We start from the raw sequence: 14,422 nt of genomic DNA, 5'->3' as shown, positions 1-14,422 counted from the left end.
CGCGCCTGAGCAGAAAGGGAAGAAACATGGCAGTCAGCCTCAGCAAGGGCGGCAACATCTCGCTGGCCAAGGCCGCACCCGGCATGACGACGGCGATCGTCGGTCTCGGCTGGAACCCGCGCACCACCGACGGTGCCCCCTTCGACCTCGACGCGTCCGCGCTGCTGTGCGGCGCCGACGGCAAGGTCCGCAGCGACGCCGACTTCGTCTTCTACAACAACCTGCAGGCCGACAACGGCGCCGTCACCCACCAGGGTGACAACCGCACCGGTGAGGGCGACGGCGACGACGAGCAGATCCAGGTCGACCTGACCCGTGTGTCCGCAGACGTCGAGAAGGTCGTCTTCATCGCCTCGATCGACCAGGCCGACCAGCGCGGCCAGAACTTCGGTCAGGTCGCTGACGCCTACATCCGCGTCTTCGACGCCGACGACCCCACGAACGCCGAGAAGGGCGTTCGCTTCGACCTCGGCGAGGACGCCTCGACCGAGACCGCGCTGATCTTCGGCGAGCTGTACCGCAACGGTGGCGAGTGGAAGTTCCGCGCCATCGCCCAGGGCTACTCGAGCGGCCTCGGTGGCGTCATCACCGACTTCGGCCTCTCGGTGGGCTGATCCACCGCTTGAACCACCACTGATCGCAGCCGCCTCAGTCACGCTGAGGCGGCTGCGTCGTGCCTGAACCCCCGTCACGAAAGCAGAAATGAAAGCTCTTCGGCACTTCACTCCGGACCTGATCGTCGCGGCGATCGTCCTGATCGTCGCCTTCTTCTACGACGGCTGGGCAGCCGTCGTCCTCACCGCCATCCTGATCCTCGTCGAGATCGTGTTCTCGTTCGACAACGCGGCGGTCAACGCCAAGTACCTCGTGCGACTGAACGAGTTCTGGCAGAAGATCTTCCTGACGATCGGCGTCCTGATCGCCGTCTTCGGTATGCGGCTGGTCTTCCCGTTCCTCATTGTCACCCTCACCGGTGGCATCGGCCCGATCGAGGCGGTCAATCTCGCGCTGGAGAAGGGCAACCCGGAAACCCCGGGCACCTACGGCTACATCCTGAACGAGGCACATCCGAGCATCGCCGCCTTCGGTGGAATGTTCCTGCTGCTGCTGTTCCTGGACTTCCTGTTCGACGAGCGCGACATCCTGTGGCTGAAGTGGATCGAGCGTCCGCTGCAGAAGCTGGGCAAGCTCGATGTGCTGTCGGTGATCATCGCCGGTATCGTGTTGCTGCTTGCCGCGGAGTACCTCGCCGAGACCACCGAGATCCGCAACCAGGTGTTGTTCGCCGGCCTGCTCGGCATCGTCCTGTACCTCTCGGTCAACGGCCTGTCGTCGATGATGGAGGCCCGCGAGGAGGAGAAGGACCACGAGTTCGAGGAAGCCGAGTCGCGTGGTGAGGTCGTCAAGCTCGCGGGTAAGGCCGCGTTCTCGATGTTCATGTTCCTGGAGGTCCTGGACGCCACGTTCAGCTTCGACGGAGTCATCGGCGCCTTCGCCATCACGCCCGACCCGCTGATCATCATGATGGGTCTCGGTGTCGGTGCGCTCTGCGTCCGTTCGATGACCATCTACTTGGTGCGCGAAGGCACACTCGCGGAGTACCGCTACCTCGAGCACGGCGCCCACTGGGCCATCGGTGCGCTCGCGATCATGCTGATCCTGACCATCCAGGCGCACCTGAGCGAGTTCATCATCGGCGGAGTCGGCATCGCGTTCATCGCGGGAGCGTGGATCTCCTCGGTCGTCGCCAACAAGAGGGACGATGAAACCGACGACTCCGGCCACCCGTTGGCTGAGAAGACAGCAACAACCAACAGCTAGGAGAAGCACGATGAGCATCAACCTGAGCAAGGGTCACACCGTCAACCTGGCCAAGCAGGACGGCGGCCAGTTGTCCCGCGTACGGATGGGCCTGGGCTGGGACACCAAGATCGTCACCAAGAAGGGTCTGTTCGGTGGCAGCAAGCAGGTGCAGAAGGACATCGACCTGGACGCGTCCGCGCTCCTGATCGGTGGGGGACGCGTGCTCGACACCGTCTACTTCGGCAATCTGCGCAGTCAGGACGGTTCGATCCAGCACACCGGTGACAACCTCACCGGTGCCGGCGACGGCGACGACGAGTCGATCGTGGTCGACCTGACCGCCGTCTCGGGCTCGGTCGAGCACATCGTGTTCGTCGTGAACTCCTTCTCGGGTGAGAACTTCTCCGAGGTCGACAACGCGTTCGTCCGGGTCGTCGACTCGAACGCGAACGACACCGAGTTGGCCCGCTTCCAGCTGTCGGGTTCGGGCACGCACACCGCGCTGGTGATGGCGAAGGTGTCGCGTCAGGGCGGCGGCTGGACCTTCACCGCCGTCGGCCACCCCGGCAACGGACGCATCGCCCGCGAGTTGGAGCCCCTGGCTCTGCAGGTCGTCTGACCCGCGAACCTACTGTTCACGTCGAACCCACCAGGCCCGCCTGGTGGGTTCGACGTTTGTTAGTAGGTTCGGGGGTGCGTGCCGAAGCAATCAGCCTGGACATCTGGGGGACGCTGCTTCGCAGCGACCCCGACTTCAAACCTGCCCGCAACGAGATGCTGCGTCATGCTCTCGCCGCGGACGTCGACCCCGACTGCTTCGACGAGGCGATGCGGACGATGGACCGCGAGGCCGACGAGATCTGCATGGCCCGCGGCACGGACGTCGGGTTCGCCGAACGCGTCCAGCTGACCCTCGCCCACCTGGCCCGACCAGCCGCAGAACACGCGGATCAGGTCGTCCATCTCGCTGACATTCGCGAGGACGTCGTCCGGGAGCTGATGGAGCAGCAGGCGCAGATGGCCCGCGAACACCACCCGATAGCCCTCGACGACCGCATCCCCGCGCTGGTCGCCGAGCTGGCCGAGACGCGTCCGGTGATCCTGACCAGCAACACCGGGATGCTGCCGGGCGTCCTGATGCGTGACCTGCTGGCGCTGGCCGGATTCACCGGGAATCTCGGCATGGTCTTCTCCAACGAGGTCGGTTGGGCCAAGCCGGACCGGCGAATCTTCGAGAAGACTCTCACCCTCGCGGAAGCAACCAACGGGGAACGTATTGCGTCATCCTGCGTTGTACACGTCGGCGACAATCCGCTCGCCGACGAGCAGGGTGCACGTGACGCCGGAATGACAGCCGTGCTGGTCGTGCCTGACGGCAAGAGCACCGTGGACGCGTTGGAAGCGTTGCGGTGAACTGACAGCAGTCGCGCGGGGGCGCGGCCGACGTGAGGGGACACGATGAATTCGACCTGCGTCACCACCGCGCGCCTGATCGGCCCGGTCGACGCCGTCCGCACCAGTGACGGCGCACCGTTCGACACAGACACCTACTCCCGGATGAAGCACGGTGACGCGGACGCGATCCGCGCGCTGGGCGACCTGCTCGCCGACGCGCTCATCGAGCAGTGTCCGCACCTGATCACCGACGACGCCGTGCCCACCTTGCCGGTGGCGTACCTGGCGGTCCGCCCGTCCTGCTGGTTCCTCGCCTACGCTGTGCTCGACCGCCTGAACGCCGAGCGGGCGAACCGCGGTTTGCCCGGTGGGCGCATCGTGCAGGTGCACAAGGACTCTGTCACCCACACCGACTACGCCGCCTCCACGCAGGCCGAGCGTGAGGCCGAGTTGGCTCGTATCGGGTTCGTGCTGGCCGAGCCGATCGACGGCACGAACTGCGTCGTGATCGACGACGTCCGCGTCACCGGGCTGGCCGAACGCACCGTGCTGACTGCCCTCGAGGCGTCCGAGCCGAAGAGCCTGGTCACCGGGTACGTCGCGATCTGCGAACCCGAACTGGCTGCGTCCCCACACGTCGAGTCGGCACTCAACCACGCCAGCATCACCTCGATCCTGCAGATGGTGCCGGCCGCGCAGGCCGGACGCTTCCACCTCACGATCCGCTTCCTCAAACGCGCACTCGCCTCGCCCGAACTGGAGCCCTTCCTCGTTCAGGTGCCGCAGGCGCTCGTGCAGGAGATGTACGACGGCGCGGTCGCCACCGGCGAGATCTTCATGGCCGGTTACCCCGAGGGCATGGCCACGCTGCGAGCCGCCCTCGAACGGGAGGTCGTCCATGTCTGACCGAATCGCGCTGCACACGCTCGCCGCCGACGCCTGCGTCCTGCCGTCGGACGGCGTTGTCCCGGCCATCGACTACAGCCGGTTCAAGTACGGCGACGGCGTCGCGTCCATCGCGTTCGGCCGGGCGCTCGCCGACCGTTTTCACGCGATCGTCGCGCCGCGCGACGGTGAACGGATCTTCGTCACCTCCTCCGGGTACGGAGCGGTCCCGCCGGCAGCCCGGTCCCTGGTGTCGCCGTTCGTCGCGCGCATGCGCCGTCTGGCACCCGGTGTGGAGCTGAAGCCGCTGCGGGTGCACCGTCTCGGTGTCTCGCCCGGCGACTACGCCACGATGGACGCGGCCGCGCGTGAACTCGCGGTCGGCGCGAAGTCGATGCACGTCGACCCACGCATCGACGTCTCCGGCGCCCGGGTGATCGCCCTCGACGACATCCGCGTCACCGGCACGCACGAGCTGGCGATGGACGGCTGCCTCAACGAGGCCGGTGCGTCCTGGATCGACCATCTGTACATCGTCGACGCGCACAGTGCTGCCGGGCGTCCGTCGCTGGAGTCCGACCTCAACGGGGTCGCCGCGTCGAGCGTCGAGGATCTGCTCGTGATCGTCGACTCGCCCCGCTTCGTCCCGAACGCCCGGTTGGCGAAGAAGATCACCACCCTCGGCCGGTTCGACCAGGAGCGCTTCCTGGCCGCTGTGCCGCCGACCGTCGCGGCGTGGATCCTGGACGCCGTCGAGCGCGACGGCCTGAGCCACGTGCCCGCGTACGCCACCGGCTTCCGCCGCCTGCAGCTCACGGCGGAAGCCCTGGCGAAGACCACCGCCACCGCGTGATGCCCGCCGGCACCTGACCTCGCGGCGATTCAGCGGCGCATGATCTTGCGCGACAACGCGTTTCCGCTGAACTGCGCGACCTGCACGATCACCACGATGATCGCGACCGCGACCCAGGTGACGGTCCAGTCGAAGCGCTGGTATCCGTACGTGATCGCGAACTGACCCAAACCGCCACCGCCGATGGCGCCGGCGATCGCGGTCATGTCGACCACCGCGACGAGGGCGAAGGTGTAACCGAGCACCAGCGGGCCGAGCGCCTCGGGGATCAGCACCGTCCGGATGGTCCGCCACGGTGACGCACCCATCGCCTCGGCCGCCTCGATCACGCCGGGGTCGACGGAGACGAGGTTCTGCTCGACGATGCGCGAGATGCCGAACGTGGCAGCCAGCGCGAGTGGGAACAGCACGGCACGCGTCCCGACCGTCGTCCCCATCACGTTGAGCGTCAGCGGACCGACCGCGGTGATGAAGATGATGAACGGGATCGGCCGGACGATGTTCACCAGCAGGTTGAGCACGGTGTAGACGGCGCGGTTGGCCAGGATGCCGCCGGCGCGGGTCGTGTAGAGCAGCACGCCGAGGACCAACCCGAGCCCGCCGCCGACGACCACGGTCACCGCGACCATCAGCAGCGTTTGCCAGATCGACTCCTGCAGAATCGGCGACAGTACGCCCCAGTCGGTGTCGTTACCCATCAGGCGACCTCCCTCACGGTGGCGATGCGGGCGAGTTCGTCGACGACGGTCTGGACGTCGGACTCCTGCCCGGTCAGGTTGAGCGTGAACGTGGTGAGGTCGTCGCCCTTGATCCGGGTGACACCTCCGTGGACGAACTCCAGCCCGACACCGCGCTCACCGACGCGTCCGATGACTGCGCCGAGGTTCTCGCCCGGGTTCGCGGTGACGGTGATCAGACGTCCGCGGTAGGAGGCTTCGAGTTCGTCGATCTCCTGCTCGTCCGGTTGGGTGTCCAGCGTCGCGCCGACGATGCGGCGGGTGGCGTCGGCCTTCGGTGCGGAGAAGATCTCTCGGACGCTGCCGTGCTCGACCATGCGTCCGGCGTCCAGCACCGCGACGCGGTCGGCGAGCGAGCGGACGACCTCCATCTCGTGGGTGATGACGACGACGGTGGTGCCGAGCTCCTCGTTGGCCTTGCGCAACAGCGCGAGGACGTCGCGGGTCGTGTCCGGGTCGAGGGCACTGGTCGCCTCGTCGGCGAGCAGGATGGACGGCCTGGTGGCGAGTGCGCGGGCGATGCCGACCCGCTGCTTCTGCCCACCGGACAGTTCCTCGGGATAGGACCAGGCGCGCTCGGTGAGACCGACGAAGTGCAGCAGTTCGGTGATGCGCTCGTAGATGTCGCGCTTGCTCCACCCCGCGAGTTCGAGCGGATAGGCGACATTGCCGTAGACGGTGCGCGAACGCAGCAGGTTGAACTGCTGGAAGACCATCCCGATATCGCCGCGAACTTCGCGGATCTTCTTGGGGGACAAACGGTTCAACGTATCTCCGTGCACGGTGACGGTGCCGTCCGTCGGTGCTTCGAGACCGTTGATCAGGCGCACCAGGGTGCTCTTGCCCGCACCGGAGAAGCCGATGAACGCGAAGATCTCACCGGCCTCGATGTCGAGAGTGATGTCGTCGAGAGCGCGCACGGACGACTTGCCACGCTTGAAGGTCTTGCCGACGCCTTCGAAGCGGATGATGGACTCGGTCATTTCGCCGCGATGTCCTTCTCGAGCCGCTGCAGGATCTTGCTCAGGTCGGCCGCCGGACGGTCGATGATCACCGCGGTGTTCTTGGTTTCCTTCTTCTTCGCAGCGAGGACCTCGGGGTTGTGCCAGATCTTCACGACCTTGGCGTAGGTCGCGTTGTCCTTGTCCTCGGCACGGGAGACGACCACGTTGATGTACGGCTCGGCGTTGCGCGACTTCGGGTCGTCCTGGAACAGCGCCTTGTTCGGATCGAGGTCGGCATCGAGCGCGAAGTTGTTGTTGATGATCGCGCCGTCCACGGAAGGCAGGGACGCGACGGTCTGTGCGGCGTCCACGGGCACGACGGTCACCTTCGAGGCGGCCTTGTCGATGTCGGCCGGTGTGGACAGGGCGTTGCCGCCGTCCTTGAGGGTCAGCAGTTTTGCCGCCTGCAGCACCAGCAGCGCTCGTGCCTGGTTGGTGGCGTCGTTCGGGATGGCGATCTTGCCGCCGGCCGGGATCTGGTTCAGCTTCTGGTGCTTCTTGGAGTACAGCGGGAGCGGAGTGATGACGGTCGCGCCGATGGGCGTGAGGTTCTGCTTCGCCTCGACGTTGTAGCTGCCCAGGAACTGCAGGTGCTGGAACAGGTTGAGATCGATCTGTCCCTGGGACAGGGCCGGGTTCGCCTGCGTGTAGTCGCTGAAGCTGACCGGCTCGATGTTGAGGCCCTCGGCCTTGCCCAGGCGCTGCATGATCGGCCAGATGTCACTGTTCGCCTCGGTGGTGCCGACCTTGACGGTGGTCAGCTTCGGGCCGCTGCCGTCGTCACCCGCGGTGGCTCGGCCGATGCCGAACCCGGCGGCGAGGGCGAGTGCGCTGGCACCCGCGATGAGGCCGAGCCATCTGCCGCGGTCGTGGCCCGGGTACGGCGGCAGAGGCGGGATGGCGGAGTCGGACGCAGGCACAGCGAAACCCTTCGAACATAGATAACTCTTAACTATGCAATGAATAACAGAACGCTATGGAAGAGCCAGGCCATTGGTCAAATTTTTGGGCTGTGAGGGCGGTCACGGCGGGCGGGCCAGGTCTTGCTGTTGACGGGAAGGCGATTAACGACGCGGAACGCCGTGGCTACTGCATAGTAGGGAGGCATGGGACAGCGAGTTCATGCCTTCACCGACGACGCCCTTGGCGGCCTGGACGCGACCGGGGTCGCCGAAGCGATCGCGTCCGGATCGATCTCGGCGAACGAGGCGGTCGAGGCCGCCATCGCGCGCGCCGAAAAGCTGAACCCCACGCTGGACGCATTGATGCGCGATGACTTCGCACGAGCCCGTCGACGGGCCGGGGAGAGCCGAACCGGCGCGTTCGCGGGGGTGCCGGCGGCGTTCAAGGACAACATCCCGGTGGCCGGCCTTCCGATGACCGAGGGATCGGCGGCGTTCCCGCGCACCCCGCACCAGAAGAACGGCGCTGTCGCGGCGCAATACCTGGCCACCGGCCTGATCCCGATTGCGACCACGACCATGCCCGAGTTCGGGTGGACCTGTTCGACGGAGTCGCGCACGTTCACCACCCGAAACCCCTGGGACACAGATGTTTCCGCAGGCGGGTCGTCCGGTGGGTCGGCCGCGCTCGTGGCGTCCGGCGTCGTGCCCATCGCCCACGGGAATGACGGCGGAGGGTCTGTGCGCATCCCCGCAGCAGCCTGCGGACTCGTCGGGCTCAAGCCGACGCGTGGACGTCTGCGCCTCGGTGACGCCGGCAAGATGCCGGTGCGCATCGTCAGCGACTCGGTGCTCGCCCGGTCGGTGCGCGATGTCGCCCGCTTCTACGCCGAGGCTGAGAAGACCTACAAGAACCGCACGCTGCCGGCCATTGGCCGCATCGAGCGCCCACTCGAGCGGCCACTGCGGATCGGCCTGATGCTCGACTCGCCGGTCGCCCCGGCGACCGACCCCCAGGTGCGGACTGTGGTGGAGACCTTCGCCGCGTCCCTCGAAGCGCTCGGGCACACTGTCGAGCCCTATGCGGTGAACGTGCCGCAGTTCTTCGCCGACGACTTCTCGCGCTATTGGCAGTTCCTGGCGTTCATGGGTTCGAGCCAGGGGGAGAAGTTGTTCGGCAAGGGATTCGACGCGTCCAAACTCGAGCCGCTTACCGTCGAACTTGCCCGCCGAGGCAAGGCCTCGTTGCCGAAGGCGCCGCTCTACATTGCGCGCCTGCTTGCCTCGAGTGCTGCGAGCCGCCGGGAGTTCCGGCGCGGCCCGGACGTCGTGCTCACTCCGGTGCTCACGGCGCCCACTCCCGAGTTGGGTTTCCTCGGACCGGAGGTCGACCCGTCGGTGCACTTCGATCGTCTGCTCGACCTCGTCGGCTTCACCCCACTCGCCAATGCGTCTGGAGCTCCTGCGATTTCGTTGCCGGCGGGGGTCGACGACCGGGGTTTGCCGGTGGGCGCGATGCTGTCGGCCACCCACGGCGCCGAGCGGTTGCTGCTCGAGCTCGCACTGCAGGTGGAGCAGGCGCATCCTTTCGAGCGGATCCAGGATGCATTCCCGGGCGCCGAGCAGTAGCCGGGGCCGGCGCGCCGGTGCGGCACTGTGCAGCGACCGGTAGAACTGTCTGCGTGACCGTGTTGATTCTTGGCGGGACGGCCGAGGCGAGAGCGCTCGCCGACGGCCTGGTGGCCGCCGGCGTGCCGCTGATCTCCTCGCTCGCCGGACGCGTCCAGCACCCGCGCCTGCCGGCCGGACCGGTGCGTTCGGGCGGGTTCGGCGGGGCCGAAGGGCTCGCCCGTTACCTGCAGACGGAGCAGATCGAGTTGCTCGTCGATGCGACCCATCCCTACGCCACGGCGATGACGGCCAATGCGGCGCAGGCGTCGCGGCTCGCCGACGTGCCGGCGGTGCGGTTGGCGCGGCCCGGGTGGGCGCACCACCCTGACGCCGACTCGTGGACGTGGGTCGACGACCACCAGGAGGCGTTGCAGGCAGCCGAGGACCACCTGCGGCACACCGGCGGCGTGCCGTTCCTCAGCACCGGTCGGCAGACCTTGCCGCACTACGCCGCTTGGCGTGAGATGCCGGTGCTGGTGCGGGTGGTCGAGCCGCTCGACGACGCGCCGCCGGCATGGACGGTGGTGCTCGACCGTGGCCCCTACACGCTCGACTCAGAGCGAGAACTCTTGCAGCGCAACAACATCGGCGTGCTGCTCAGCAAGGACTCCGGCGGTGCCTACACCGCCGCCAAACTCACCGCGGCCGGCGAACTCGGCGTGCGGGTGGTCGTCGTCCGGCGCCCGGACGTGCCGTCGGGGCTGGTCGAGGAGCCGAGCGTCGAGGCCGTGCTCGGGCGGATCGTCGCCGGACGCTCAGCCACGGACTGACCGTCATCGAGCAACCGCGGTGCATTCCGCGTGGTCCTTGTTGTGTCATGTGCTCTTATGGCAACAATGGTGGCACCCGATCGTTCTAGGGAGTTCCAACGTGGAGGTCCACGTGAGCGAGGAACTTGAATGGCGGCCCGAAACCTGTCCGAACCGAAGCCGCTGCCGCTGTACTTTCCTTCGGGATCGGTCTCTTGTTCGAGGCGGCCGGGAGGATTTCCTTTCTTTGTGGGAGTCTCTCTCGGAAGAGGAAAAGGAGAAGTATCGGCAGCGCGCGCGGATCGGTGGGTAGGGCTACTCGCAATAGCTCACGGATCAACGAGCGCAGCCCGGCGCCGGCGCCGAAGGGTGTCACGTGGCCCAAGCTTCAACTGAAAATGTGATCTTCGGCGACCGGCGGCAGAGGTTTCCGGGTTACCTGGAAAGCCAATGCCAACTCGTACTATCGGGCACGACAGATTGAGTACGGCTATATCTACGGTTACACCAAGCGCTGGGGACACTGTCCTCCCGGACAGATCCGTTCATGCAAGTAAGGAGGGGAAATTAAAGGGCTCTTCGCGCTTGAGCGGGGTGCCCGGTAGTTGATGGGGCTCGTGGCCCCGACATGCTGTTGGTCTCTCACAACGCGACAACAGCGAGGCCACGAGCATGAACGAGGGTACGTCAGTGCTGCTCGGGCTGGAGGACGAGTTCACCGTCCTGCAGCTCGAACGAATCGATGCCGACACGGTGCGTGTCGTCATCGAGGTCATCGACCCGGAGGGCGCCTGCCCCGAGTGCGGGGTGCTCACCTCAAGGATCAAGGAGCGGCCACTGGTTCGAGTCAAGGACTTGCCTGCCTCCGGCCAAAGAACCGATCTGTGGTGGCTAAAACGGCGCTTGGTGTGCCGCGAACCGGCCTGTGGGACAGCGACATTCACGCAGCAGTCCCGCGCTGTGCCGGCACGGTCGCGGCTCACGACCCGGCTACGAGAGAAGATCGGTTCGGCGATCGCGTCGGGCAACCGCGCCGTCAGCGAGGTCGCTAGCGATTACCAGGTGGCGTGGTCGACCGCGCACCCGGCGCTCATCGCACTGGCCAACCAGTGGCTGCCCGAGCCGGAACCCACCCGCGTGCTCGGCATCGACGAGACCCGCGCCCGGTCGGTGCGCTGGGTGCTCGAAGAGGCCGGCTGGACACGGTCGAACCCGTGGATGACCTCGTTCGTCAACGCCGACCCACCCTGCCCGGGCACCTTCTCGGGCTGACCCCGGGACGCTCCGGGGCGTGCGTGATCGACTGGCTCGCGCTGCAGACACCCGCGTTCCGGGCCGGCATCGACCTGGTCGTGATCGACCCGTCCGCGCCGTACGCGGGCGGGATCCGCACCGCCCTGCCGGACGCGCGGATCGCAGTCGACAAGTGGCATCTCGTCGCCCTCGCCAACCTCATGGTCACCCAGGTCCGTCAACGGATCACCCGGCAACTGCACGGCCGCCGCGGCACCGCCACCGACAAAGTCTGGGCCAGCCGGCAACTGCTGCTCACCGGCTACGAGCACCTCACCGTGAAGCAAAAGGCCCGGTTCAACGCCGCCCTCGCCGCCGAGGATCCGACCAACGAGATCGCCGCCGCGCATGCCGTCAAGGAACGCCTGCGCCTGCTGCTGGCCGAACACCAGCCGCACCAGATCCGGCGCAGGCTGTACGACTTCTACGACGCCGCCGCCCGCGCCGACATGGAGGAAACCAGCCGCCTAGCGACCACGAGCGACACCTGGTGGCCAGCGGTGCTCGTCGCGCTCACCGAGGACGTGACCAACGCCCGCACCGAGGGCTTCAACCGGATCATCAAGCAAACCAAGCGTGTCGGATGCGGCTTCACCAACATGGACAACTACCGAAGGCGCATCATGGTCCACATCGCCCTCACCCGAGGGCAGAGACCAGCAGCATGAAATCAGCACACGCCCCGCTCAAATGCGGAGAGCCATTTATCTCTGCAGTAGACGCCCGGCCCGTCTTCGGCGCCTCGTGCCACACATGCCTTCCCGCTCGGGTTGCGGCGGGCCATAATTCGCCTTTCACGTGCCCGGCTTGCCGTCTTCGGAGCTGGGCCTTGACACCCCTGCACCGGGTACCCCCGCATCAGTACCGCACCTGCCGCTGGGCAGTCGATGCATCACCTGTCCGAACGGAATCGACCGGCCCCACGCTGATCACTGCTCTCACACCGCCGAAGCACTTCAACCGATCCGTCACTGCAGCATCATCGAGAAGCCGTCCTCGACACCGGCAGGTCCCGGGCCCGCTGGCTGTGATGTCTTCGCGCTGGCGGCGTCGGCGGGGAGAGGATTTCGCAGTGAGCAGCACCGCTCTTTCCGGGATCGAGGCGACCACCGAATCCGGCCCGCGGTGCTGCACGAAACCTTGGGGGCTCCATCGAGCCAGTGGCAATCCGGCCCGTGGTTGCCTCATCATGGAGCGGTGACTGCTGAGCGTTGCCGATCCACCGCCGATCCTGCCGAACCCCTTTCCGATGCCGAGCTGCTCATCGGCCTGGCGGTCTCACCATCCCTGAGTGCGGTGCTCGGCCCCGAGGTCACCACCTCGGTGCGCAAGATCTTGGTGCAGCGGTATCCGGGAGTGCGCTGGCAACTGAAGATGGCCGAAGACCGGCTGGTCGATCCACCCACCGAGACCTTGGACCTGCTGGAGGCGGCCCGAAACCGCGTGCTGGAGGACAACTGGGATTTGGCCGTGGTGCTCACCGAGATCCCCCTGAAGACCGGCCGACGTCCGGTGCTCACCCAGCTCAGCCCCGTGCACGGGGTAGGACTGGTCTCCGTCCCAGCCCTGGGAGCCGTGCACGTGCGGCAGAAGGTGCAAGAGACCACCGTGCACGTGGTCGGGCAGCTCCTGGGCTACGACGCCGAAGACCTCAACGCCCAGCGGGATCTTGCTCGAAGAGCCCACCAGCTGTCCACCGATCTCGACGAACGCCCGGACGACAACGTCGTGCAGTTCACGGCCCGAGTGCTGAGCGGCAACGTGCGGTTGCTGCTGGGCATGATCCGCGCCAACCAGCCTTGGGCCTTCGTGGCCCGGCTCTCCCGGGCGCTGGTCGTGGCAGCGGCCACCGGCATGCTGACATTGGTGGCCTCGGACCTATGGGTACTGGCCATGGCCTACGGGCCGGTGCGCCTGGTCCTGCTGGCGGTGATGGCGATCGGGGCGGTGAGTGCCACCCTGATCCTGGGAGCCGACTTGTGGGAGCGCCCACGGCGGCGAGCCCAACGTGAGCAGGTGATCCTGTTCAATTTGGCCACCACCGCGACCGTGGCCATCGGGGTTGTGGTGTTCTACCTCGTCTTATTCATCCTGTCCTGGGTCGGCGCGCTGCTGCTCATCGACGAGCAGGTACTGGCCGGTGTCGCCGGTCACCCAGTGAACGCTTTGGACTACGCGAAGATCAGCTGGCTCACCGCCAGCCTGGCCACCGTGGGCGGAGCACTAGGAGCTGGACTGGAGGACGAAGATGTGGTGCGCGCCGCTGCCTACACCCGGTCCAGCACCTGACACAGCCCCAGCACAGAAGAACTGAAACATCTACGCGTTGATGCCACGTCTATGCAGGTGTCATTGCCGGTCGCGATGACTTGGTGGGCTCAGCGCAGTGCGCTGCCTCGTACTCGGCGGGTGGGGCGTTGCCGAGGCGGGTGTGCGGGCGGGCGCTGTTGTACCTGTCGATCCGGGATCCGCACCGCCCTGCCGGACGCGCGGATCGCAGTCGACAAGTGGCATCTCGTCGCCCTCGCCAACCTCATGGTCACCCAGGTCCGTCAACGGATCACCCGGCAACTGCACGGCCGCCGCGGCACCGCCACCGACAAAGTCTGGGCCAGCCGGCAACTGCTGCTCACCGGCTACGAGCACCTCACCGTGAAGCAAAAGGCCCGGTTCAACGCCGCCCGCGCCGACATGGAGGAAACCAGCCGCCTAGCGACCACGAGCGACACCTGGTGGCCAGCGGTGCTCGTCGCGCTCACCGAGGACGTGACCAACGCCCGCACCGAGGGCTTCAACCGGATCATCAAGCAAACCAAGCGTGTCGGATGCGGCTTCACCAACATGGACAACTACCGAAGGCGCATCATGGTCCACATCGCCCTCACCCGAGGGCAGAGACCAGCAGCATGAAATCAGCACACGCCCCACTCAAATGCGGAGAGCCAATTAAAGTGCCCATGCTCCAGGAGTTACAAATATGGCCCGATGCTCCAATAGCCATGACTGACGCAAAGTGGGGAGAATTACTCAACAGCGATGGGAACATGAGCCAGTTCGGTATAGACGGAATGCTTTCGGCCGGAAACCTAACTTTATGGGCCCGGTCAAACCCAGTCAGATGCGTGAAGCG

The 14,422-nt window shown here is 66.5% G+C and carries 15 protein-coding genes; 12 read left to right on the top strand and 3 right to left on the bottom strand.

Going from position 1 to position 14,422, the window contains the following annotated elements; all coding sequences use genetic code 11:
* Window positions 1-26 precede the first annotated feature (26 nt).
* The 6 genes from MF407_RS14300 (at window position 27) to MF407_RS14275 (ending at window position 4,936) form a co-directional block, all read left to right on the top strand.
* Window positions 27-614, top strand: coding sequence for a TerD family protein (locus MF407_RS14300; RefSeq protein WP_129626284.1), 588 nt, complete (start codon window positions 27-29; stop codon window positions 612-614).
* An 88-nt stretch (window positions 615-702) separates the two neighbouring features.
* Window positions 703-1,821, top strand: a complete 1,119-nt coding sequence (locus MF407_RS14295; protein ID WP_141927243.1) for a DUF475 domain-containing protein — start codon at window positions 703-705, stop codon at window positions 1,819-1,821.
* 10 nt (window positions 1,822-1,831) lie between these two features.
* Entirely contained in the window at window positions 1,832-2,422 is a 591-nt protein-coding gene (locus tag MF407_RS14290) for a TerD family protein (RefSeq protein ID WP_239702696.1), read from the top strand.
* Window positions 2,423-2,496: 74 nt separating this feature from the next.
* On the top strand, window positions 2,497-3,216 hold the full coding sequence (locus tag MF407_RS15970; protein WP_239702695.1) for an HAD family hydrolase: 720 nt from the start codon (window positions 2,497-2,499) through the stop codon (window positions 3,214-3,216).
* Between the two features lie 45 nt (window positions 3,217-3,261).
* Window positions 3,262-4,104, top strand: coding sequence for a phosphoribosyltransferase family protein (locus MF407_RS14280; protein WP_239702694.1), 843 nt, complete (start codon window positions 3,262-3,264; stop codon window positions 4,102-4,104).
* Window positions 4,097-4,936, top strand: coding sequence for a phosphoribosyltransferase family protein (locus MF407_RS14275; RefSeq protein WP_141927240.1), 840 nt, complete (start codon window positions 4,097-4,099; stop codon window positions 4,934-4,936). Before MF407_RS14280 ends, MF407_RS14275 begins: the two co-directional genes overlap by 8 nt.
* Before the next feature lie 29 nt (window positions 4,937-4,965).
* Here MF407_RS14275 and MF407_RS14270 read toward each other — a convergent pair whose 3' ends face one another.
* From MF407_RS14270 to MF407_RS14260, 3 genes are read right to left on the bottom strand one after another with little or no spacing between them, the layout of a single operon-like run.
* A complete protein-coding gene (locus MF407_RS14270) occupies window positions 4,966-5,634 on the bottom strand; it encodes a methionine ABC transporter permease (RefSeq protein WP_141927239.1) in 669 nt (222 codons plus the stop codon).
* Window positions 5,634-6,656: a methionine ABC transporter ATP-binding protein gene (locus tag MF407_RS14265; protein WP_129626270.1), complete on the bottom strand. Its 1,023-nt coding sequence runs from the start codon at window positions 6,654-6,656 to the stop codon at window positions 5,634-5,636. Before MF407_RS14265 ends, MF407_RS14270 begins: the two co-directional genes overlap by 1 nt.
* Window positions 6,653-7,597 carry a MetQ/NlpA family ABC transporter substrate-binding protein gene (locus MF407_RS14260; RefSeq protein WP_239702693.1) on the bottom strand — a complete coding sequence of 315 codons (945 nt, stop codon included), beginning with the start codon at window positions 7,595-7,597 and terminating at the stop codon, window positions 6,653-6,655. The genes MF407_RS14265 and MF407_RS14260 overlap by 4 nt, the downstream gene beginning before the upstream one ends.
* A 186-nt stretch (window positions 7,598-7,783) precedes the next feature.
* Between MF407_RS14260 and MF407_RS14255 the strand changes: the two genes are divergently transcribed.
* The 6 genes from MF407_RS14255 to MF407_RS14230 all read left to right on the top strand — a co-directional run bounded on the left by MF407_RS14255 (window position 7,784) and on the right by MF407_RS14230 (window position 14,202).
* Window positions 7,784-9,208 carry an amidase gene (locus MF407_RS14255; RefSeq protein WP_239702692.1) on the top strand — a complete coding sequence of 475 codons (1,425 nt, stop codon included), beginning with the start codon at window positions 7,784-7,786 and terminating at the stop codon, window positions 9,206-9,208.
* A gap of 53 nt (window positions 9,209-9,261) precedes the next feature.
* Window positions 9,262-10,020, top strand: coding sequence for a cobalt-precorrin-6A reductase (locus tag MF407_RS14250; protein ID WP_129626264.1), 759 nt, complete (start codon window positions 9,262-9,264; stop codon window positions 10,018-10,020).
* A 651-nt stretch (window positions 10,021-10,671) separates the two neighbouring features.
* The gene (locus MF407_RS14245) at window positions 10,672-11,271 is read left to right on the top strand and encodes a transposase family protein (RefSeq protein WP_239702691.1); all 600 of its coding nucleotides are present in this window, start codon (window positions 10,672-10,674) and stop codon (window positions 11,269-11,271) included.
* Complete coding sequence (locus MF407_RS14240; RefSeq protein ID WP_239702690.1) at window positions 11,214-11,960, top strand: ISL3 family transposase; 747 nt, start codon at window positions 11,214-11,216, stop codon at window positions 11,958-11,960. The genes MF407_RS14245 and MF407_RS14240 overlap by 58 nt, the downstream gene beginning before the upstream one ends.
* 529 nt (window positions 11,961-12,489) lie before the next feature.
* Window positions 12,490-13,581, top strand: coding sequence for a hypothetical protein (locus MF407_RS14235; protein WP_239702689.1), 1,092 nt, complete (start codon window positions 12,490-12,492; stop codon window positions 13,579-13,581).
* A 51-nt stretch (window positions 13,582-13,632) separates the two neighbouring features.
* Window positions 13,633-14,202, top strand: coding sequence for a transposase (locus tag MF407_RS14230; RefSeq protein WP_345770875.1), 570 nt, complete (start codon window positions 13,633-13,635; stop codon window positions 14,200-14,202).
* Window positions 14,203-14,422 lie beyond the last annotated feature (220 nt).

Source organism: Yimella sp. NH-Cas1 (genome assembly GCF_022359705.1).
Taxonomy (GTDB): domain Bacteria; phylum Actinomycetota; class Actinomycetes; order Actinomycetales; family Dermatophilaceae; genus Yimella; species Yimella lutea.
The sequence above is the reverse complement of the archived record's forward strand: the minus strand, read 5'-3'. Positions and strand labels throughout refer to the sequence as shown.